22 protein-coding genes are annotated in these 22,329 nt (G+C 39.3%); 8 read left to right on the top strand and 14 right to left on the bottom strand.

Going from position 1 to position 22,329, the window contains the following annotated elements:
• Positions 1 to 3 precede the first annotated feature (3 nt).
• From ACO05G_RS00660 to ACO05G_RS00615, 10 genes are all read right to left on the bottom strand, one after another.
• Entirely contained in the window at positions 4 to 1,374 is a 1,371-nt protein-coding gene (locus tag ACO05G_RS00660; RefSeq protein WP_348280136.1) for a lytic transglycosylase domain-containing protein, read from the bottom strand.
• A 3-nt stretch (positions 1,375 to 1,377) separates the two neighbouring features.
• Positions 1,378 to 2,811: an Asp-tRNA(Asn)/Glu-tRNA(Gln) amidotransferase subunit GatA gene (gene gatA / locus ACO05G_RS00655; protein WP_421764230.1), complete on the bottom strand. Its 1,434-nt coding sequence runs from the start codon at positions 2,809 to 2,811 to the stop codon at positions 1,378 to 1,380.
• Between the two features lie 3 nt (positions 2,812 to 2,814).
• Positions 2,815 to 3,015 carry a twin-arginine translocase TatA/TatE family subunit gene (tatA, locus tag ACO05G_RS00650; protein WP_348280134.1) on the bottom strand — a complete coding sequence of 67 codons (201 nt, stop codon included), beginning with the start codon at positions 3,013 to 3,015 and terminating at the stop codon, positions 2,815 to 2,817.
• Between the two features lie 91 nt (positions 3,016 to 3,106).
• Entirely contained in the window at positions 3,107 to 4,303 is a 1,197-nt protein-coding gene (locus tag ACO05G_RS00645) for a murein hydrolase activator EnvC family protein (RefSeq protein WP_421764229.1), read from the bottom strand.
• Entirely contained in the window at positions 4,290 to 5,033 is a 744-nt protein-coding gene (locus ACO05G_RS00640; protein WP_421764228.1) for a DUF4292 domain-containing protein, read from the bottom strand. The genes ACO05G_RS00645 and ACO05G_RS00640 overlap by 14 nt, the downstream gene beginning before the upstream one ends.
• On the bottom strand, positions 5,026 to 6,729 hold the full coding sequence (locus ACO05G_RS00635; RefSeq protein WP_421764227.1) for a tetratricopeptide repeat protein: 1,704 nt from the start codon (positions 6,727 to 6,729) through the stop codon (positions 5,026 to 5,028). Before ACO05G_RS00635 ends, ACO05G_RS00640 begins: the two co-directional genes overlap by 8 nt.
• A 4-nt stretch (positions 6,730 to 6,733) precedes the next feature.
• Complete coding sequence (locus ACO05G_RS00630; protein WP_421764226.1) at positions 6,734 to 7,732, bottom strand: sugar phosphate nucleotidyltransferase; 999 nt, start codon at positions 7,730 to 7,732, stop codon at positions 6,734 to 6,736.
• 21 nt (positions 7,733 to 7,753) lie between these two features.
• Positions 7,754 to 9,226, bottom strand: a complete 1,473-nt coding sequence (locus tag ACO05G_RS00625; protein WP_421764225.1) for a lipopolysaccharide biosynthesis protein — start codon at positions 9,224 to 9,226, stop codon at positions 7,754 to 7,756.
• Positions 9,227 to 9,229: 3 nt separating this feature from the next.
• On the bottom strand, positions 9,230 to 10,018 hold the full coding sequence (locus ACO05G_RS00620; protein WP_421764224.1) for an enoyl-CoA hydratase/isomerase family protein: 789 nt from the start codon (positions 10,016 to 10,018) through the stop codon (positions 9,230 to 9,232).
• A gap of 42 nt (positions 10,019 to 10,060) precedes the next feature.
• Positions 10,061 to 11,011 carry an NAD-dependent epimerase/dehydratase family protein gene (locus ACO05G_RS00615; protein WP_421764223.1) on the bottom strand — a complete coding sequence of 317 codons (951 nt, stop codon included), beginning with the start codon at positions 11,009 to 11,011 and terminating at the stop codon, positions 10,061 to 10,063.
• 82 nt (positions 11,012 to 11,093) lie between these two features.
• On the opposite strand from ACO05G_RS00615, the gene ACO05G_RS00610 reads away from it, so the two are divergent.
• Both ACO05G_RS00610 and kbl read left to right on the top strand, forming a co-directional pair.
• The gene (locus tag ACO05G_RS00610; protein WP_421764222.1) at positions 11,094 to 11,348 is read left to right on the top strand and encodes a hypothetical protein; all 255 of its coding nucleotides are present in this window, start codon (positions 11,094 to 11,096) and stop codon (positions 11,346 to 11,348) included.
• 1 nt (position 11,349) lies between these two features.
• Complete coding sequence (gene kbl, locus ACO05G_RS00605; protein WP_421764221.1) at positions 11,350 to 12,537, top strand: glycine C-acetyltransferase; 1,188 nt, start codon at positions 11,350 to 11,352, stop codon at positions 12,535 to 12,537.
• 50 nt (positions 12,538 to 12,587) lie between these two features.
• On the opposite strand, the gene cdaA is transcribed toward kbl, so the two are convergent.
• Both cdaA and folP read right to left on the bottom strand, forming a co-directional pair.
• Positions 12,588 to 13,457 carry a diadenylate cyclase CdaA gene (gene cdaA, locus ACO05G_RS00600; RefSeq protein ID WP_421764220.1) on the bottom strand — a complete coding sequence of 290 codons (870 nt, stop codon included), beginning with the start codon at positions 13,455 to 13,457 and terminating at the stop codon, positions 12,588 to 12,590.
• Complete coding sequence (gene folP / locus ACO05G_RS00595) at positions 13,454 to 14,287, bottom strand: dihydropteroate synthase (protein WP_421764219.1); 834 nt, start codon at positions 14,285 to 14,287, stop codon at positions 13,454 to 13,456. The genes cdaA and folP overlap by 4 nt, the downstream gene beginning before the upstream one ends.
• Positions 14,288 to 14,318: 31 nt before the next feature.
• Here folP and ACO05G_RS00590 point away from each other — a divergent pair, with 31 nt between their 5' ends.
• Genes ACO05G_RS00590 through ACO05G_RS00580 form a run of 3 tightly spaced genes read left to right on the top strand, consistent with a single transcriptional unit; the run spans position 14,319 to position 16,419 of the window.
• Positions 14,319 to 14,861 (top strand): DUF1599 domain-containing protein, encoded by a 543-nt coding sequence (locus ACO05G_RS00590; RefSeq protein WP_421764218.1) that lies wholly within the window; start codon positions 14,319 to 14,321, stop codon positions 14,859 to 14,861.
• Positions 14,858 to 15,952, top strand: a complete 1,095-nt coding sequence (locus ACO05G_RS00585) for a BT_3928 family protein (RefSeq protein WP_421764217.1) — start codon at positions 14,858 to 14,860, stop codon at positions 15,950 to 15,952. Before ACO05G_RS00590 ends, ACO05G_RS00585 begins: the two co-directional genes overlap by 4 nt.
• A complete protein-coding gene (locus tag ACO05G_RS00580) occupies positions 15,949 to 16,419 on the top strand; it encodes a shikimate kinase (protein WP_421764216.1) in 471 nt (156 codons plus the stop codon). The genes ACO05G_RS00585 and ACO05G_RS00580 overlap by 4 nt, the downstream gene beginning before the upstream one ends.
• Here the strand turns inward: ACO05G_RS00580 and ACO05G_RS00575 are convergent.
• Positions 16,416 to 17,957, bottom strand: coding sequence for an OmpP1/FadL family transporter (locus ACO05G_RS00575; RefSeq protein ID WP_421764215.1), 1,542 nt, complete (start codon positions 17,955 to 17,957; stop codon positions 16,416 to 16,418). The genes ACO05G_RS00580 and ACO05G_RS00575 overlap by 4 nt on opposite strands.
• A 14-nt stretch (positions 17,958 to 17,971) precedes the next feature.
• Entirely contained in the window at positions 17,972 to 19,192 is a 1,221-nt protein-coding gene (locus ACO05G_RS00570) for a hypothetical protein (RefSeq protein ID WP_421764214.1), read from the bottom strand.
• Between the two features lie 132 nt (positions 19,193 to 19,324).
• Here ACO05G_RS00570 and proS point away from each other — a divergent pair, with 132 nt between their 5' ends.
• Genes proS through floA form a run of 3 tightly spaced genes read left to right on the top strand, consistent with a single transcriptional unit; the run spans position 19,325 to position 22,306 of the window.
• The gene (gene proS, locus ACO05G_RS00565) at positions 19,325 to 20,794 is read left to right on the top strand and encodes a proline--tRNA ligase (protein ID WP_421764213.1); all 1,470 of its coding nucleotides are present in this window, start codon (positions 19,325 to 19,327) and stop codon (positions 20,792 to 20,794) included.
• 11 nt (positions 20,795 to 20,805) lie between these two features.
• Positions 20,806 to 21,276, top strand: coding sequence for an NfeD family protein (locus ACO05G_RS00560; RefSeq protein ID WP_348280116.1), 471 nt, complete (start codon positions 20,806 to 20,808; stop codon positions 21,274 to 21,276).
• Between the two features lie 4 nt (positions 21,277 to 21,280).
• The gene (floA, locus tag ACO05G_RS00555; protein WP_348488720.1) at positions 21,281 to 22,306 is read left to right on the top strand and encodes a flotillin-like protein FloA; all 1,026 of its coding nucleotides are present in this window, start codon (positions 21,281 to 21,283) and stop codon (positions 22,304 to 22,306) included.
• Positions 22,307 to 22,329 lie beyond the last annotated feature (23 nt).

Below are 22,329 nucleotides of genomic sequence, written 5' to 3'. Positions count from 1 at the left end.
TAGTTAATTGGGTATTACAAGCGACTGACCTGGTTTTATCACATTTGAACTGAGTTGATTCGCTCGCTTTAATTTTTCAATACTTGTGTTGTTACTCTTACTTATGCTCCATAAGGAATCTCCATACTTCACGGTATATAATTTACCTGAAGAATTCTCCGGAACTGTCGCTTTTTTGGTTGTGGCCGTTGGAGTTGATGGTGAAGATGATGAGGCATAGAGATTCTTGGTTTGTGAATTATACGTAGGCAACACCCAAATACTCAACCTTTGACCTACTCTTATTAGGTTCCCTCTGATTCCATTCCAGGATCTGATATCAGAAACACGAACTCCGTATTGTCTGGCTATTGTTCCCAGAACATCTCCACTCCGCACCCTGTAATAAAGTCGCTCTCTTCCATAGGTACTACCTGGGGTATTTCGTGCCAAATAGTCCAAGTGCTCTTTACCAACTTTTGAGGCTGTATCATATAAATGGTTTCTGTTGGATACAATCTCTTCCTTCCATTCTACAGGAATTTTTAGTGCAAAGTTTTTTGTTCCTTCCGGTAGTGCACCTCGCTTAATTTGTGGATTCCACAAAAGCATATCATCGAGGCAAAGGCCTAATTGATTGCAAAATGTCTCAACATGAAAATATTGTGAAATCATTATGGTATCCATTTCTGGATAATACATCTCAGGCTGCTCCTCAAAACCATGTTCTTCCAGATGGTTGAATAGGTAGGTAATTGCTACAAATTGAGGAACGTATGATCGCGTCTCTCGTGGAAGGTATCTGTAAATTTCCCAAAATTCCTTTTTATAGCCACTTCTTCGAATAGCCTTTCGGACATTACCGGGACCACAATTGTAAGCTGCCAAGGCAAGTTCCCAACTATTAAACATCCTGTAAAGATCCCTAAGATGTCTGGCAGCAGCATCGGTAGCTTCTACCGGATCCATCCGATCATCTACATACCAGTTGCTATGCAATCCATACATTTTCCCTGTTGAAGAAATAAACTGCCATAAGCCAACAGCATTTGCCCTGGAAATTGCGTTTGGTCTGAGGCCTGATTCAACTATCGCCAGGTACTTCAGCTCATCAGGCATGTTGTGGCGCGCAAGAGTTTCTGAAAATAGGGGAAAATAAAGCTCCTTTTTGCGGATGATATCCTTGGTGTATTCCCGGTCCTTTACAGCAAAATATTCAATAAAAGCCTTGACCCGCTCATTGAAAACAAGCGGCACTTCTTTTTCAATACACGACATCCGATCCGCAATCTCATCGTACGTATTGTCGGGAATTACCTCAGTAAGCTGAAATTCCTGTCCTTTCGCTGCTAATGAAATGAACATAATCCCTGTCAGGAACCATTTTCGTATCATATCCTATCTATTTTGATCTTTGAAAGTAATGATTTGATTTGAAACATCAAGCAATTCTAACTCATTAAAGCTTTTAGACATTACCTGAACTCCCATTGGCAATCCGTCTTTATCAATTCCTATTGGCAATGATATAGCAGGAATGCCTGTAACGTTAGCCTGAACGGTATATAAATCTTCAAGATACATTCGAAGTGGATCTTTGTTTAACTCACCAATTTTAAATGCAGTGGTAGGAGTAGTAGGGGAGATCAAAAAATCGTATTCTTCAAATAATTTTTCGGTTTCATCTTTAATAATCTTTCGTACTTTTTGTGCCTTTGAATAGTAAGCATCATAATAGCTTGCACTCAAAACGAAGGTCCCAGTCATAATCCTCCGTTTTACTTCATCACCAAATCCATCTGACCTGGATTCTTTGTACATCACCTCCAGATCATTGCTTGGTGTTCTGCGTCCATATCGCACTCCATCATAGCGTGACAAATTTGAGCTCGCTTCAGCTGCTGTTAAAACATAATAGGTTGGAAGTATATAATCAAGTTTTGAAAAATGAGTTTCTTCCACATGATGCCCCAGAGCAGCTAGTTGCTCAAGTATTTTACTTGTCGACTCTTTGATTTCGATAGCTAAACTTTCATGTGAAATCGCTTCACTTAGATAGCCAATCTTATATTTCTTCGTTGATTGAAACTTGTGATAATTCGGAACCGGATTATTAGATACGGTACTATCAAAATCATCTGGGCCAGACATTATTTCCAGCACCAATGCAGCATCCTCTATACTTTTTGAAATAACACCTACGGTATCGAACGAGCTGGCGTAAGCAGCCAACCCATGTCTTGATATACGTGAATACGTTGGCTTGAGCCCAATAACACCACAAAAAGATGCAGGCTGACGAACAGATCCTCCGGTATCTGAACCTAATGAGACCTGACACATGTCTGAAGCAACAGCCACTGCGGACCCCCCTGAAGATCCTCCAGGTACTTTAGTCTCATCAACTGGATTTCTAGCTAGTCCAAATGCTGAATTTTCATTCGATGAACCCATTGCAAATTCATCGCAATTTTGATGCCCTATGATAATTGCGTCCTCATCGAGCAAACGCTGAACGCAGGTGCCTGAATATTGAGATTCAAATCCCTCGAGAATTTTACTTGCACATTGTAGCCTATGACCTTCAAGTGCAAAAACATCTTTTATCCCGATAATCATACCGGCCAACCTTCTGGCCTTTCCTGACCTTATTTTCTTATCAATTAAGAGAGCTCTTTGTAAAGCAGAGTCGCCATAAACAGAAAGGAAGGCATTTAGCCTTCCGTTTTTTTCTTCGATCTGATTAAGATAATGCTGCACTAACTGATGAACAGTCAATTTACCAACAGCTATCTCGTCTCTAATTTCAGAGATGGATTGGAAATTTTTCAAGGATTACGCCTTTTGTTCGTCGTTAGAGCCTTCGTTTATTTCGTTCTTAATTTCTTTAGTAGCATCCTTGAACTCTCTTATCCCTTTTCCCATGCCACGCGCTATCTCAGGAATTTTCTTCGCTCCGAAGAAAATGATTATAAACAGAGCAATAATCAGAAACTCTGTCCATCCGAGACCTCCAATAAATAGTAAGTATTGCATTTGTCCTTGATTTAGAATACAAAGATAAGTATTAAACCAGCCAGCTTACAGAAAAGCTACAATTATTTACTATTTACCTACAAGCAATGGCCTATTTAAAAGCCAGCCAATTTTCCGGATTTAGCTTAGTTGTACCCTTATAAACTTGAAATTCTAGCTCCGAAATTCCGTCACGGTCAGTGTAGACTTCACCTATAATATCGTTGGACCTTACTCTTTGGCCTTTTTTAACATTGATATTTTTTAGTTGGGCGTATACGGTCAAATAGGAGCCATGCCTGATAACAACCACATTGTTTTTTCCAGGTATCGTGCCGATAAGTGTTACCTCACCTTCAAAAACAGCCCTAACGGGAGAATCTTTTTCAGTTTGAATTCCCACTCCATCATTTACGACAGTGATCCTTTTTAGTACAGGGTGCGGCTGTTTTCCGAATTTTGCAGAAATAAACCCCGAACCCACTGGCCAGGTCAGGTTGTTCTTTTTAGACTCAAAAAGCTTTGTAAGCTCTGCTGCACTCGCGGCTTCAGCTGTAGATGCTGTCGAAGATTTTCTTGCTTCATCTTCAATAATCTTAGCTATTAAGGTATTTAGCTTTCTATTAGCTTCTCTTCTATTCTCAAGCTCTTTTCTTAGTTGACGTTCCTTTTTGGTTAGCTGGGCCACTAATTCAGATTGTTTTTTCTTAGATCTGGCTAGCTTCCTGCTTTCCCTGACTTGCTGGTTTAACAAACGTTGCTGTTCTGCCCGCTTCGCTTCGACCTTGCTGCGCTGGTCATTTAGCTCTTTAGTTACTACTTCAATTTGCTCAGCCTGTAACCTTCTGGCGTCTGAATATTGTTCTAGATATTTTAATCGCTGTAAAAGTTGGTTGAAATTCGTGGCAGAGAATAAAAACATCAACTTACTATTACCCCTATTTGCTTTGTATGATGAATAAATCTGGTCGGCATATTCTTCTTTCAATTGAATAAGATCATTTTGGAGCGATGAAACAACGATTTTTAAATCAATGATTTCATTATCTAGAATTCGGATTTCCGAGCCGATAGATCGAATCAAAGATTCTCTGGCATTTATCTGTTGATTTAACGCTTGTAATTGTCCTAATGTGGCTTTCTTTTCATCAGCAGTTTCGCTCAATATACGTTCCGCTTCAGCTATTTTTCTGAGGTTTTCTTTTTTTTCCTTTTCCAGCTGACTTTTGGTCTTCTGGGCATGAGCATCTATGCTGAAAAAAAGAGTAGGAATAATCAGTAAAATAAAGAGGTATCTACTTCTTCTCATATTTACTTGGTACAGCATATGGGAAGCTGATTGGCCCATCCACAATAGCCATTTTACTGTAAGAAATATTGATCTCTGTATTTGGCTTTTTTTCAGATTCATAATCGATAACTGCAGAAATTTCATTTGGAAAAACCTGATCCTCTACCAAAATAAAATCTCTGTAATTTACTGAAATCGTATTTCTTGTGTCCTCATCAAATACTTCAACTTTCTCAAGTTTCATACTCTTGGCCCCAATAAAATTATGAAAGAGATATACCCCTTTAGAGGCAGTGTAAGAAAAATAATTGTCAGACTTATCTACTTTCTGTTTTTTGTAAGGTTCAACCAAGTTTCCCAAAATGACAGACTGAATCATTTTGAAATTAAAGTCAAAATCATACTCCTTGGAGAGCTCATCAAACGTATATTCATAGTACTGCTTATTGAGCTTATCCAATACAAAAACATTTTCTGTATCCATAAGTACCCGAGCTACCTCAATGCCAAATCCGGGCGTAATCGAAAGCCAAATAATGGAGTCTTTTTTTATCCTAAAGTTTGCAGTGGCTGAGATATCCTTTTCTCCATCATCAAATTTGAATTTAGCTTTGGCCGTAAAAAACTTGAATTGTGGGTCTACGACTTCAAGTTTTTCTGACTTCTTACCAAAAATAGCTCCTACCTTTCTATTACACGACGATAAGGCCAGCACACCGACAACACATATTACAATCAGCTTATTCATATAGCTTGCGATCCGCGATTTTCTTTTCTATTAATTCAGATGCGTTACCTAAGTCCCTGGCTTTCTCCCATTGTTTAATAGCTCTTTCGACTTCCCCAAGCTGAAATAATACGTCTCCGTAATGTTCAATGACTGTGCCATCCTCATCCAATGATGCTGCTTTTTCCAGATATTTTTTAGACTCTTTGAATTTTCCGTTGGTATACAACACCCAGCCATGGGTATCAAGATAAGTTGGATTGTTTGGATGCTGCTCTACAAGTCGAGTTGACATCTCCAGTGCTTTATCTAAATTTTCATTGGCCAGCGACAGAAAGTAGCTATAATTATTAAGTACATGGTCATTATTGGGACCATTCATAAGTGCCTTATCATAAGCTTGGTAGGACTTATCTGATTCCTTAAGCCCGTTATAAGCATCTCCCAACTGCCCATAAATTACCGTTAATAACTTGGGGTCAATTGTATATTTCCTTCCTTGTTCCAGCATCCTTACCGCCTTCTTAAAATCTTTTTGAATTAAATAACCGGTTCCTGAGAAATAATAGAGGAGTGCCTGATTAGGAAAATATTCAAGCGCCTTTTCGGCATGGATTACAAGACTATCATATTGGCTGAGGTCAGCTTCAATATTTAAAATATTTTGCCATACTGAGTAGTTGGCAGGACTTAGGTTTACAGAATTCAAGTAGTAGCGAACTGCATCCTGACTTTTGCCATCCTGATATAGTAGATCTCCAACAAATGCCTGAGCCTTAAACTCATCCTGATGGTGATCTGCCAGCTTTACCGCTATCTGAGTTAAGATACTTCTTTCGGCAGGGTTAGGCTTCATTCCCAAGTAATTTGAAAGAATTTGAAATTTTGATTGAAAATCAATTGAACTTGTTTCAAATGCATCCTCTAAAAGATCTAGTGACTTAGCTCTCTCACCATTCATCCAGGCTAGTTCACTTTTCATAAGTGTAATTCGAGAAGATGCTGACTCAGAGCTTTCATACTCTTCAATTGCTTTGGCTGCTAGATCTAACCTCCTGTTTTGAATTAAGAAATTAATTAATTCTGCTTTGTAAGAAGCCTCATTTGGATACGCATCAATCAATTTCTGGAACTCTGCTATTACGTTATCAAGCTTGCCCTCTTTCATATAGATACGCTGCTTTTCACGTGTAATTTCTTCTTTGACACCAAGCTGAGCTTCGATTAAATCAAACACTCGAAACATATCTTCTCTTCTACCAGTGAGTTGATAAAGCTCAGCAAGCTCATAAAGCGCGTTTTCTTCAGAAGGAAATTTTTCCAATAACTCTTCATATGTTTTTGCAGCATCTATGTAGAATCCGATTGATTGATAAATACGAGCTAGTCCTAACCTGTAATATTTGTTTTCGGGATCTAAATCAATTGCTTTTAACCCGTAAGGAAGAGCCTTTTGACCTTCATTACTTTTGGCAAGTACCTCAGCTATTTTAAAATGGATTGCGGCGCTTTGGGAGTTCATTTCCATTGCGACATGGAAGTTTTCTAACGCTTTAGCATAATTCTCAAGAATTAATTGTTTTTCAGCTTCGACTATTACTCCTTCCAGTTTAAGCGAATCCTCTTGGGTTTGAGGAATAATAACATCCTTCTTTTTCCTTTGAGAAAAAGAAAGAAGTGATGTCATTAAGAGTACTGAAAAAAGTAGTATACGCATTGCTTTACCATTCGCTGTAGTCTCCCAAACTAACTGATTTGGGCTGGCTTTTCAAATTAACGAAGTTTCCAATCATTGAGTTGGTTAAATCAACGTCTTCTAACGTCGTGTTATTTTGAATGAGCGATTCAGAGAGTTTAGAGTTACTAATCTTGCATTTTTTACCTATGGAAACATTAGGTCCAATAGTAGAGTTCGAAACAGAGCTATCTTCATCTATGAAAACCGGCTCAATAATCTCGCAATTTTCGATACTTGCCTTTTCAGAAATTAGATTTTTCCCTTTCAGGAATGAAAGATATTTTGAATTGGACGCCACCGTAATAGCTTTATTCCCACAGTCCAACCATTCATTTACCGTGCCAATTGTGAAGTTCGTGCCCTTATTTTTCAAGCTTTCAAGTGCCATTGTCAGTTGAAACTCACCTCCACCTCTGATGTTGTTCTTGATTAGATAATCAATTTCGGCCTTCAAATCTTCTCCTTTTTTAAAATAGTAAATTCCAATAATGGCCTGATCGGAGATGAAATCTTTCGGCTTTTCAATAAAGTCAGTAATAATTCCTTTTTCATTTGTCTTAACCACACCGAATGCACTGGGATCCTCAATCTGCTTGGTCCAAATGATTCCATCATCCTCCGGATTAAGCTTAAAATCTGCTCTAAACAACGTGTCGGAGAAAGCAACTGTGACTCTACCTTCCAATATTTCATTGGCGCAAGCAATGGCATGCGCTGTTCCCTCTGCGGTTTCCTGAACATAGAAATGAGCTTTAGCGCCCACTTCAGTTGCTATTGTTCGTAACTGGTTCTTGATTTCTTCATCGAAATCGCCTGTTACAAATCCAATATTTTCAATTTTTTCAGGAGTGACTTCTGCAATATCCTCCACCAACCGTTGAACAATAGGCTTACCAGCAATGGGGATTAAAGGTTTCGGAGTAGTCAGTGTATGTGGCCTAAGTCTCTTTCCTTTTCCGGCCATCGGAATGATCAAATTCATGAAAAAAGTTGTTGAATTTAGCTAATTAGCTTTACGCTTTTGAAATGATTTTCTTTCTAAAATTATTAGCAAAGTTAGATAGATTAATACGATCAAAACAGTCTTAAAGATTGATTGTTGTGTCACCTCATTTAAAATTATTCCTAAACCAGCCAAACTTACGTATGTAAGCACTTTAACAATCTGGTACGGAACCGGATAATGCCGCATACCCCATAGATAGGAAATAATAACCATCAATAAGTAAGTAACAAACGTAGCAACTGCACTTCCTAGATAACCCATAACCGGAATCAGTATCCAGTTGAGAAGAAATGTTACAAATGCACCAATAAGGCCAATGTAGGCCCCATAAAGTGTTTTATCAGTCAGTTTATACCATAACGACAAATTGTAAAACACTCCTAAAAATAATCCTCCTCCAAGCAACCAAGGCACAGCATTTAGGGCCAATAAATAACTCTCCTGTCTTAAGAAAATTGGTGCATAATACGGCATGAATACAGATAGGGTGAGCCAGCTAAAGGCAGTGAATAGCACAAAACCTGTCATTACCTGGCTAAAGACCTGCGGTGATTTTTTTTCTTTTGCTTGGCTAAAAAAGAAAGGTTCAAAAGCATACCTGAATGCTTGAACGGCCAACGTCATAAAAACCGAAAGCTTATAACACGCTCCAAAAATTCCCAGAATTTCCAGGTTAGTATATCCTTCATAAAAGCCTTCAGGTAGTCTGTATTTCAATATAGCACGACTTAGCATTTCATTCGTCACTCCGGCAAATCCTATAATTAATACCGGCCAGGCATACTTCATCATTCGCTTCCACTCCGATGAATTGAAAGTGAGTTTTATCTTTAGCCAATCCGGAATAAAGAAAAAGAGATACAATCCGTTTGCAATCAGGTTTGAAAGAAAAACATAGCCTACTCCAATTTCAGGGTTGTAAATCTTACTGATAAAACTACCCGGATCATCTTCCAAAATCATGGGACATAGAAGGATGAAGAATAAATTCAACAGAATATTGATACCAATGTTTGATAATTTAAAAACCGCAAAGTGGTATGCTTTTCCGTTTTGGCGTAAACGGGCAAAAGGGATAGCTACAATTGCGTCTATGGCTAAAATTGCTGCGAGCCATTTAATGAAATAGGCCTTATTTGGATATTGTAAAACTCCGGCTATTGATTCTGAAAAAAGCCATATAATTCCTGAAAACAATAGCGAGGAAATGAGAATACTTGTAAATGCGAGATTGAAATAATTGTATCCGATATCCTGAGAAGAAAATCGGAAATAAGCTGTCTCTAAACCATAGACATATAAGATGTTTAGAAATGCCACATATGCATAAAGTTCTGTGACAATTCCATACTCTGCAGGAAGAAAAACGGATGTGTAAAGTGGGACTAATAGATAATTAAGCATGCGACCAAGCACGCTACTCAGGCCGTATACTGCTGTTTGGCTGGCTAGCTTTTTGAGAATTGACAAAAATTATTCGCCTTTAAAATCAGCTTTTCTTTTCTCTAAGAATGCGGAAACACCTTCTTTGAAATCTTGTGTTCCGAAACACCCTGCAAAAGCGTTGGCCTCTGTTTGATACCCTTCAACTCCAGTTTCGAAGTATGCATTTACCGCATCTATAACCATACCAATTGCCAGCGGAGCTTTAGATGAGATTTTTGAAAGTAATTCAACTGCTTTTGCATGAGCCGTTTGTTTATCTGCCTCCACATAATTAGCAAGCCCCATTTGCTCAGCTCTTTCAGCTCCAATCATGTCTGCACTCATTAAAAATTCGAATGCTCTACCTTTTCCGATTAATTGAGTCAATCGTTGAGTTCCTCCGTACCCAGGAATTAATCCAAGGTTAACTTCCGGCTGACCGAATTTGGCACTTGAAACAGCTACTCTCATATGACAAGCCATTGCCAATTCACATCCACCTCCTAAAGCAAATCCATTTACCAATGCAATTACTGGTGTATGACAATTCTCAATTTCCTGAAAAATCTCCTGCCCTTCTTCAGCAAACTTACGGGCATGCATTTCGCTCAATCCCGTAAACTCACTGATATCAGCACCAGCAACAAATGCCTTTTCTCCGGCACCCGTAAGGATTACTCCCCTAATATCTTTAGGATTATCCTGAACATATTGAAAGGCATCTCGGATTTCGAGCATTGTGGCACGGTTTAATGCATTCATTTTACTTTCTCGGTTGATCGTAATTGTGAGAATGCTATCTGTTAAATCAAGTGCCAGATTTTCGTAAGATTCCATGGTTGCTTGGTTTTTCAGGTGGAAAGAAAGTGGAAAATTGCCTTAATCAAAAACAATTGTCTCTTTCAAATTCTCAATCATTACTTCAACAAGCTCAGTAAGTCCATGAGAATGTTGCCACCCCCAGTTATTCCTGGCAGCACTATCATCAATACTTCCAGGCCAACTATCGGCTATTTTTTGCCTAAAATCCGGATGATAGGTAATCTCAAAATTCGGATAGTGTTTTTTTATTTCTTCTGCTATTTCTTTCGGAGAAAAACTCATGGCTGATAGGTTGTAAGAACTCCGAACTTTTACATTTTTAGGAACTGTTTCCATGAGCTCAATAGTCGCCTTTACGGCATCATCCATATACATCATAGGAAGCATACTATTTTCAGATAAGAAACAATCATATTTTTCACCGGCTATCGCTTTATGAAAAATATCAACAGCATAATCTGTTGTACCTCCTCCAGGAAGTGCCTTATACCCAATAAGTCCCGGATACCTTAGACTCCTTACATCCACCCCATATTTTTCATGATAATACTCACACCATCTTTCACCAGCTAATTTGGATATACCATAGACAGTGTTGGGACTCATTATCGTATTTTGAGGCGTATTTTCTTTTGGAGTATCCGGTCCGAATACAGCAATTGAGCTTGGCCAATAGATTTTTTGAAGTTTATCCTTACCTGCTTCCAGTACGGTAAGCAGACTATCCATATTCAGTTGCCATGCAAAATGTGGGTTCTGCTCCCCTTTAGCTGATAAAACAGCTGCCAGATGATATACCTGAGTGATGTTATGTTCCTCTAAAATGATCTGAAATGATTCTTTATTGAGAATGTTAAGCTTTTCATAAGGACCACCACTTAACAACTCTACAGGCTCATCAAGTAAATCTGAAGCTATCACATTTTCAGTTCCTTTTAGTTCTCTCAATTTTAGTGTTAGCTCCGTGCCTAACTGTCCGCAAGCACCTATGATTAGGATTTTATCCATGGGTTAAAGGTTATTCGTATGAGGTTTTAGAATTGCAAATTTACAACCCGTTAGAAAACTTGCTTCCATTAAATTTGTTCCCATGAAGTTTGATGAGTATCTGGCCGCAAAAAAAATTAATCCGGCAAAATTTAAGGAGGCAGAACCCCTTCAATACGAAGAGTTCAATCAGATTTTTTCTCAGGTTCATCCAGATAGCTTCACACAACAAAAACTTTTTTTGATTAATAAAATTCGCAGAAATTATAAGCTTTTAGAAGAGGTTGACGTAAAAAAGACTACCCCACCAAAAGCCATGCGACCTAAAATAAAACCATTAAAACCGAAAACAAGCTAACATGTATAAATCGCTAAAGCCAAGATTAGAAAAAGAGATCGAAGAGATTAAAGAAGCAGGTCTGTACAAGAAAGAACGTATTATAGCGTCCCCTCAAGATGCTGACATTACGCTTTCTGATGGCTCGGGGGTGATTAACTTTTGTGCCAATAACTATTTAGGATTATCCTCTCACCCAAAAGTGATTGAGGCTGCAAAAAACACCATCGACTCTCATGGTTTTGGCATGTCTTCAGTAAGATTTATCTGCGGTACCCAAGACATCCATAAAGAACTTGAGCGGAAGATTTCAGAGTTTCTTGGAATGGAAGACACCATTCTTTATGCTGCGGCTTTTGATGCAAATGGTGGTGTGTTTGAGCCCCTCCTTGGACCAGAAGATGCCATCATCTCTGACTCATTGAATCATGCATCAATTATAGACGGAGTAAGGTTGTGTAAGGCGGCCCGATACAGATACAAAAACAATGATATGGCTGACCTTGAGGAGCAGCTGAAATCGGCTTCAGAGGCTAAAGTTAAAATTATTGTAACTGATGGAGTCTTCTCAATGGATGGCACCATTGCTCAATTGGACAAAATTTGTGACCTAGCTGATAAATATGATGCATTAGTAATGACGGATGAATGTCACTCAACCGGGTTTATTGGAAAGACCGGACGGGGTGTGCATGAGTTTAGAAATTGTATGGATCGGGTGGATATTATTACAGGAACGCTCGGTAAAGCAATGGGTGGCGCTTCCGGTGGATTTACTGCAGCCAAAAAAGAAATTGTCGACATTCTCCGTCAGCGTTCCAGACCGTACTTGTTCTCTAATACGCTGGCTCCATCTATTGTAGGAGCTTCCATTGCTGTGATTGATATGTTGAGTGAAACCACAGAGCTTAGAGATAAGTTAGAGGACAATACCAAGTATTTCAGAGAACATATGACTGCCGCAGGCTTTGATCTTAAGCCCGGCGAGCATCCGATTGTTCCTGTTATGCTTTATGACGCTAAATTATCACAGGAAATGGCTGACAGGCTATTGAAAAAGGGCATCTACGTGATTGGCTTTTATTACCCGGTAGTTCCGAAAGAGCAGGCAAGAATCAGGGTTCAAATCTCTGCTGTTCATGAACGTGAGCACTTAGACAAAGCCATCCAGGCATTTACTGAGGTGGGGAAAGAGCTTGGAGTGATATAAATTATGATCTCATAGAATAATTCGAATCCTCACCTAACGGTGAGGATTTTTTATGCCACTTCCTCTTTTACGGTAACCTCTACCTTCGATTCCTCTTTCTTTTCTTTTTCCTTTTTCGAATCCTTCGGCTCATTAAGGTATTTATTGATATGCCTTCTTAGCTCTTGTGCTGAGATGTTGTGCATGGTAACACCATCTTGCATAGCTGAAATTTGGCCGGTCTCCTCTGAAACAACTATGATAAAAGTCTCTGTATTCTCAGACATACCAAGGCCTGCTCTGTGCCTTAAGCCATATTGTGCGGGCACGTCCCTTTCTGTAACCGGGAGAATGCATCTTGCAGCTACGATTCGATCCTTATGAACAATGACTGCTCCATCATGGAGTGGGCTATATTTATTAAATATCGCTAACAAGAGTCTCTTGGATAAAAGGGAATCCATTGCATCACCTGACTCGGCGTAAAATTTCAATGGAGAGTCGTGAGAAAGCACTATTAATGCTCCTGTATTAGACCCAGCGAGGGATTTTACCGCTTCAACAATAGGAGTGATATTGGCTCTTCGTGCATTTCCATTCTGTGACCAGAAGCGCACATTTTTGAAGAACTTACCGTCTTCAAAAATATTTGTTCTACCGACTAAAAGTAAGAATTTTCGAATCTCCTGTTGAAACAGTATGATTACCGCTAAAACTCCTACTCCCATGAATTGCCCTAAAATTGAACTTAAGAGTTCCATTTGCAAGGCACTCACAACCAGATAAATCAGGTAAATCGAAAGGAAGCCTACAAATACCTTGATAGCCACACTCCCCTTCATCAGTTTGTAAACCTGAGTCAATAGGATAGTGACCAGAAGAATATCTAATGCATCCTTCCAACTGATATCTAAAAATCCTATTTGAATTGCTAAAATCAACTCAGTTTACTTATAAGTTTTATTGCCTCAGCAGCCTCCTTCACGTCATGCACACGAAGTATAGAAGCACCTTTCAACAAAGCTATGCTATTTAACACCGATGTACCATTCAAAGCTTCCTCAGCGGTCAAATTAAGTGTTCGGTAGATCATAGACTTCCGTGAGAGTCCAACCAATATTGGCTTGTCAAGGCGGTGAAAATGATCAAGCTTGCTCAATATCTCAAAACTTTGTTCTGCAGTCTTAGCAAATCCGAACCCTGGATCTATTATGACATCCTTTATACCCAACCGGTTGCAATCGTAAATAACTGATGAAAGATATTTTACAATTTCATTTAATGGATCTTCATAGTCAGTCAGGTTTTTCATGGTTTGAGGTGTGCCACGCATGTGCATCGCAATGTATGGGATGTTCATTTCGGCAATTGATACCAACATACTGGTATCCAATTGGCCTCCTGAAATATCATTTACCATAGATGCCCCTGCATCGATCGCCTTTCGAGCGACTTCAGATCTAAACGTGTCGATAGATATTATTGCCTCAGGAAATCTTTTAACTAAAACCCCAATTGGATCTATCACACGCTTTAACTCCTCCTCAACAGAAATATCTTCTGCACCAGGTCGTGAGGAGTATCCTCCAATATCCAGAAATGTCGCACCATCATCCAGCATTTGTTCAGCACGTTCAAGTACATCACTTACAACAGATTTTCTGCTATCTATAAAAAAAGAATCCGGAGTTACATTAATAATTCCCATCACCTTAGGTAATGAAAGATCGATAATTTCTCCTTTGATATTGATGGTATGTTTGCTACTCAATGGATTAGTTTTGCTTGCCAAGTAAAATTACATGAGACAGGAAACTGAGCAGCAATACAAAGAGATCATTTCTGAATGCAAAGAGATTTTTGCGAAAAAAACGAAAGATTATGGTACCGCCTGGAGGATTTTAAGGTTGCCATCTATAACCGATCAGATCTTTATCAAAGCCCAACGCATTAGATCCATTCAGGAAAAAGGTGAGAATAAAGTCGGTGAAGACATAAGTGACGAATTTATTGGCATCATCAATTATTGCATAATCGCTATCATTCAAATGCGGTTAAACGAGATAGAAGAAATGGAAATTCCTTTTGATGAGCTGGAACCAAAATATGATCAGGTAGCCAATGATACGATGAATTTGCTCTCTGCGAAAAATCATGATTATGGTGAGGCATGGAGAGAAATGCGAGTCAGCTCAATGACCGACATCATTCTCATGAAATTGATGAGAGTTAAACAAATTGAAGATAATGCTGGTAAAACCTTAATATCTGAAGGAATAGATGCCAATTATCAGGACATGATCAATTATTCTGTTTTTTGTTTAATCAAATTGAAAGAAGCATGAAAATCTTAAAAGAATTTGCTCGCTACGCTGTAGGTGCACTTTTCATTTTCTCAGGGATTATCAAAGTGAATGACCCGGTAGGAACTGCAATCAAGCTGGAAGAATATTTTCAGGTTTTTGCATCAGATATTGCGCCATTTTTTGAGTGGTTTGTTCCGGCGGCACTTTTTCTGAGTGTTGTTTTAAGTGTTTTGGAAGTTGTCCTTGGAATTGCGCTAATCATTGGGTTTAAAATGAAACAAACATCATGGATTCTGCTCGCCATGATCGTTTTCTTTACTTTCCTCACTTTCTATTCAGCCTATTTCAATAAAGTAACTGATTGCGGTTGTTTCGGTGATGCCATAAAGCTGACCCCTTGGCAATCCTTTTATAAAGACATCATTCTTCTTGTTCTGATTGGAGTGATTTTCTGGAAGAGAGATAGCTATTCTTCATTATTAAACAGGAAAGTAGGGATCATAAGTGTTGGTGCCGCCACCATCGTATTGGTAGTAGTTGCAATAATTGCAATCCAACATTTACCCTACATTGACTTTAGGGCTTATAAAGTAGGCAATCATTTACCTACACTCATGCAAAATTCAGAACCTCTGAAATATGTTTATATCATGGAGAAGGATGGAGAAACTTACGAGTTCGAGACTTACCCTTCTGAAGGAGGTTATGAATATGTGGAAGCTAAGCTGACCAACCCGGACGCTGCGGCTAAAATTACAGACCTCAATGTCTGGCGTGACGATACTGATTATACAGAGGAGCTTCTTACCGGAACCAAACTTGTTATCATTATTCATCAAATTGAAAAGACTTCTTTGAAAAAGATCGATCGATTAAGAAATCTTACCTTCAAAAACCCTCGATTTACAACATGGATTCTTACTTCTTCAGGTTATGAGAAATTTGAAGCTTTCAGGCATACTAATCAATTGGCAGCTCCATATTTCTTCGCTGATGCAACGGTTCTGAAAACAATGGTTCGGTCAAATCCTGGAGTGGTATTAATTAAAGACGGAGAAGTATTGGCTAAATGGCACTTTAATGATACGCCTCTAACTGATGATGTTATTGAAATCTTAAATCGTCAGTGAACCGTCGAATTTTTTTGATTGGTCTTCCTGGTGCAGGAAAAACTACTATGGGTCTTGATCTTGCGGTAGATCTGGGCATTCAATTTGTTGATCTAGATCAGGATATTGAGAAGAGTGAAAAACGCTCCATATCTGAGATTTTTGAAATAAAGGGAGAAGCTCATTTTCGTCAACTTGAAAAACTTCAGCTTGAAAAAGTGATCTTGGAATTAGACTCATTTGTTATGGCTACCGGAGGTGGAACTCCATGTTTCTTCAATAATTTGAAGTCAATGAAAGACGTAGGTGAAGTAGTTTATATTGATACTTCAATTGAAGAAATTGAAGCTCGACTTGTTTTAGATGAAACCCGTCCCTTAATGAAGTCAAATAGCCTTAAGGATTTGCTTGACAAAAGAAAAGGATGGTACAATCAAGCTGATCATACCATCCGGAAATACAAAGATCTTTTAGCACTTTTCTCTTAAAAATTAAGTCCGAAAGTGACGGATACAGTGGTGTTATTGATATCGCTGGTCGCAACCGGCTGATCACTTGTAATAAAATATGGTACAGCTTGATGCTGTCTCGAGCTCGAGACCATCGCAAAGTCTAGAAAATAATCAGAGGTACGGTAACCGAAACCGAGTGACACATTCGTTCTTTCATTCAGATTGGAACCTTTAACGGGATCTGGCAGTATTGCATATCCTGCTCTCAGTCTGAAATTATCAAATCGGTATTCTCCACCTACACGGATATTCATTACAGATTCGTAAACATCCTCAATTATGTCATTGTCTGATGCCGTGGAAAAGTCTTCAGAGTTAAGATTAGCCTTAGCATAATCTACGAATTCAAGATCTCCAGATAAAAACCCATCCTTTCCGATAAATAAAGCTGCTCCTAAACCAACTTTTGAAGGAGTTCTTAATCGATATTGATTTACAAATAAACTGCTCTGATATGGGTCGATTGTGGCTAGGTCATAGGTGACTTCTTCTCCGTCTACGGTCTCAGTATAAGTAGTCCCTGCATCCCAATCTGCTGCTAAATCCAAATAGCTTTCTTCATCCATGGTGAAGAATGAGGGAGAAGTATAACTAGCACCAATGGTCAAAATTTCTATCGGACGGAAGATCGCTCCAAAGTTGAAATTCACCCCTGATCCTCTCACGTTTATTTCATCATCTATTCTTATGGCATTTAAGGAATCTAAGTCAGAACCGCCTTGTAAAAAATCAAACTCCTCGTAAGCTCTTTCTTGCTTATAGTTAAGAATTTGAACCCCCATTCCTCCTCCAAAATAAAATTTATCATCATAGTTTCCTCCCCATGCCATATTTAACTGATAGTGAGATCCACGTTCCTTTATTGTCTCTCTTTGAATCGGAAATCCACCAACAAAAGCGTCATAAAACTGGATGTTACCACCACCGTCAGCTACAGGTGTTATCAGGAATTGATCAAAAGTAGCATAGCTTAATTCACTAAGGTCATCAATACCTTGTGCCCCGGCATCTTGAAGAATATTATCTACAATTGAATTGTATCCATTTTCACCCTGATAACTCCTATTCAGGTGAAACGTATTATTTCTACTTAATGAAATGGCCAGAGATCCGCCCTTGAATTTATCCTCAGAGAATCTGCCTTTATTAAAATTGATCACCGTCCCTATGTTGGCAAAGTTGAAATTGTTTCTAAAGTTCTCTTCGGAACCCTGTCTCTCAAACCCATCATCTCTTAAAATTCCATATTCAGTATCTGTGTTTATAAAATCAAGCGATGGGGTCAGAACGAAAACACTCTTGTTGAAAAACCCTAAACCTGCCGGATTTGATACAGCAGAGCTAATATCACCGCCTAAAGCTATCTGAGCTCCTCCTATCGCCTGCATTCTGGCAGTGCTGCCAAAAGAATAGTTTGAATTACTGAATCTAAATGCATCCTGATAGTACTGAGCATTGGACATAACTGAATATCCAAAAAATGAAAGTAAGAGTATGATTAACTTATTTTTCATTGATGTCATTTTTTTTAGTTCCCTCCTCGTCTTCCAGAACTTGATCTTCCAGATGAAGATCTTGAACCTGATGATCGACTTCCTGATGATCGACTAGATCGACCCACGGATCCTGAACTTCTGGAAGAGCCGGATGATCTTACCGAAGAACTTCGACCTGATGAACTCCTTCCGCTTGAAGCAGGAGGTGAGTAGCTGCGTGTTCTCGAGCTGTTGCTTGACCGACCGTAGTTCGAATTAGAATTTTGTCTGCTAGAATTAAACCTACTATTTGAATTCGTTGACCTTGAATTATTAATGGAACTCGAAGATCTCGAATTAATTGAACTGGAACTACGCGAGTTTCCATTGGCAATTCTTCCAGCACGCGATCGATTTAAATAATCTGCCTGCTGTCTGCTATAGCTTCTTCCATTATTTGAATCAGTTGTTGCTGCCACCCTTCTTCCAGATGACGATCTACTCTCTCTCGACGACACAGAACCTCTGGAAGGTCTGGCACCTCTCACGACACCTCGTCCTCTCCTTGAATTGTTATCAACCAGGTAAACTGGCCTTCTGTAGTAATTTCCATAGTATACTGGCGGGCACCACAGTGAATTATAAAATCCACCTCCCCAGGCCCAGGAATTCCAGCCCCAGCCAGCGTTCCATCCCCAACCCCGATTCCAACCCCAGCCAGCATTCCAACCCCATGGATCCCAAAAAGGATCATACCAAGGATTTCCCCATGCATTACCATAGGATACTGACCAAAAGTTTCCACCCCAGCTGTTCCATCCCATACCAAATCTGAATCTTGGTCTATTCCATCGATTGAAATCATTCCAATTGTCATTGTAATAATTGTTTATAACAACCGGCTGTTGAGAAGTATTATCATAGGAGGCTTGTGGATCACTATAGTTTTGATTGTCATACGAATTGTAATCGGTATAATCCCGATCAGACCTATAATCTTCCTGTGTTCTTTCAGGCTCATAGTAATCAAGTGATTCCTCACTCACATCACCTGAAACCTCGGCATTATATTGATATTGCCTACCCAGAAAGCTTAGCTCTTTATCATTTGAAGGCTGATTTTGGTAACTTTGAGCTTCCTTATCCTCGTTCTTCTTCTGCTTCTTGACCCGGTCCTTTTTCGTAAAGTATAAATCGTCATACTCTTGACTGAAAGCCATTGAAGTGGATAAACCTAAAATGGCTATTAAAAAAATTTTAAGATACTGTCTCATGATCAACCTCCTTTGTTTTTAATTAAACGATTCTTGAGGGCTCTCTGTTCTATAGCTCCGCTATATTTGCGTCCCTTATTAAAATCTTATTTACCTAAGGAGCAAACTCCATACCAAAAGAAATATTTATACATGGCTAAAGCTATTCCATCTCGTTCTGAAGATTATTCATTGTGGTATAATGAATTGGTAAAAAAGGCCGGATTGGCCGAAAATTCTCCTGTAAGAGGATGCATGGTCATAAAACCTTATGGATTTGCCATTTGGGAAAAAATGCAGCAAACACTGGATAAAATGTTTAAAGACACTGGTCATGAGAATGCCTATTTCCCGCTCTTGATTCCAAAATCCTTTTTGAGTAAGGAAGCTGATCATGTGGAAGGATTTGCGAAAGAGTGCGCTGTTGTCACCCATTACCGCCTGAAGAACGATGAAGATGGAAAGGGTGTGGTGGTAGATCCTGAAGCAAAGTTGGAAGAGGAATTAATTATACGTCCAACTTCAGAAACGGTCATTTGGGATTCGTATAAAAACTGGATTCAGTCGTACCGTGATCTTCCAATTCTGGTGAATCAGTGGGCAAACGTAATGCGATGGGAAATGAGAACCAGGCTATTTTTAAGAACTGCAGAATTCTTATGGCAGGAAGGACATACGGCACATGCGACCAAGCAAGAAGCAGTGGATGAGACCCGACAGATGCTAGATGTATACGCCACATTTGCTGAAGAATTTATGGCAATGCCGGTTATCAAAGGTGTAAAGACTGAGAGTGAACGCTTTGCTGGAGCCGTTGACACCTACTGTATTGAGGCAATGATGCAGGATGGAAAAGCACTTCAGGCTGGGACATCACATTTTCTGGGACAGAATTTCGCCAAAGCCTTTGATGTGAAATTTGCTACCAAAGAAGGAAAAGAGGAATTGGTTTGGGGTACGTCCTGGGGGGTAAGTACCCGATTAATGGGAGCATTGATTATGGCTCACTCTGATGACGATGGACTTGTTCTCCCACCAAAATTAGCCCCAATACAGGTCGTGATTGTGCCAATTTTTTTCAAAGATGAGCAGCTGGAAGAGATAAGCAAGGTTGTCTCACCCATCGTTGATGAACTGAAAAGTAAAGGCGTGTCTGTGAAGTTTGATACACGAGATACCCATAAACCGGGATGGAAATTCGCTGAATACGAGCTGAAAGGAGTTCCAGTCAGATTAGCGGTAGGCCCTAAAGATCTGGAAAAAGGAACAGTAGAAATCGCCCGAAGAGATACAAAGGAAAAATCCTTTCATCCAATGGGCTCTGCTGTTGATCATGTGATGTTCTTGCTAGAGGACATTCAGAACAACATTTACAACAAGGCAAAAGAATTTCGTGAAGAAAACTCCCGAGAGGCTAATACCTATGAGGAGTTTAAAAATTTGGTAGAGAAAGGGTTCGTTTATGCTCACTGGGATGGTACTGCTGAAACTGAGGATAAGATTAAAGATGAGACGAAGGCAACCATTAGATGTATTCCAATAAATCAGAAAAAGGAAGAAGGAAAATGTATCTTTACTGGCAAGCCCTCAAAGGGACGTGTGCTTTTTGCAAAAGCTTATTAAAATCAATTTAGATGGACTGGCTAATCATAACCGGACTTATTCTTTTAGGTACTTTTCTAATTATTGCGGAGGTAATCTTTGTGCCTGGAACCACCATTGTCGGCATATTGGGATTTATATGTTCGGTGTATGGAATATTTCTTGGTTACGATTATTATGGAGCTTCCACAGGAACTATAGTTCTTGTTGTTACAGCTGTGATTAATATGGGAGCCTTAATTCTTGCTTTTAAAAGCAAGTCTTGGGAAAGGTTCTCTCTGAAGGGAACGGTGGCCGGAAAATATGATGATGATTTTAAGCCAAACCTTCAAGAAGGTGATAAAGGAGTAACCATATCGTCGCTTAAGCCTGTTGGTAAAGCGTTATTTGAGGAGAAAGAAATAGAAGTACGCTCAAATGGTGGTTTTGTTCCTGAAAATGTAGAAATTGAAGTCCTAAGAATAGAGTCTTCAAAAATTTTTGTTCAACCCGTAAAAAACTAAAATCATGGGTAGCAGTGTGATGCTAATATTACTCGTAGTTGGAGGAATTATCCTCTTTTTCATTTTTCTCTATTTTGTTCCAGTTAACCTCTGGATCACTGCCATTTTCTCTGGTGTAAGAGTAGGCCTTTTAGAACTCGTTTTTATGAGAATCAGGAAGGTACCACCTTCAATAGTGGTTAATTCATTGATTACAGCTACAAAAGCTGGACTCATGACTCAAGATGAGGAGGGCGGCAATAAAAGGCAATTAAAAACTCAGGAATTAGAAGCTCATTACCTGGCAGGAGGAAATGTACCACAGGTTATACGTGCGCTAATTTCAGCTGACAAAGCCAACATAGAGCTCACGTTTAAACAAGCTACTGCTATCGACCTTGCGGGTAGAGACGTTTTTGAAGCTGTTCAGGTTTCTGTTAATCCAAAAGTTATCAATACTCCATCCGTGGCTGCTGTTGCTGCTGATGGTATCCAATTGGTTGCTAAAGCACGAGTTACCATTCGCGCTAACATTAAGCAATTGGTTGGTGGTGCTGGAGAAGAAACTATTCTAGCGAGAGTCGGCGAAGGAATTGTAACTTCAGTTGGTTCCGCATCAACGCATAAAGAGGTTCTTGAAAACCCAGACAAAATATCGAAACTGGTACTCCAAAGAGGACTCGATGCAGGTACAGCTTTCGAAATACTATCCATTGATATTGCGGATGTAGATGTGGGAGCCAATATTGGTGCGAAACTACAGACAGATCAGGCATCTGCCGACTTAAAGGTAGCTGAGGCAAAAGCTGAGGAAAGACGTGCAATGGCGGTAGCTGAAGAACAAGAAATGCTTGCCAAAGCACAGGAAGCAAGAGCTAAGGTAATTTTGGCTGAGGCGGAAGTACCTAAAGCTATAGCAGAAGCCTTTAGAAGTGGCAACCTGGGTATAATGGATTACTACAAATTCCAAAATATTGAGGCAGATACAGACATGAGAAGCTCAATAGCTGGATCTGGCACCAAGAAGGGATCATCCAAGAAAAAAAGCTAAGTAGATAACTAACCTAGAAAGAG

Origin of the sequence: Ekhidna sp., from assembly GCF_965227465.1 — a bacterium.
Taxonomy (GTDB): Bacteria; Bacteroidota; Bacteroidia; order Cytophagales; family Cyclobacteriaceae; genus Ekhidna.
This window is presented reverse-complemented; position numbering and strand designations above follow the sequence as displayed.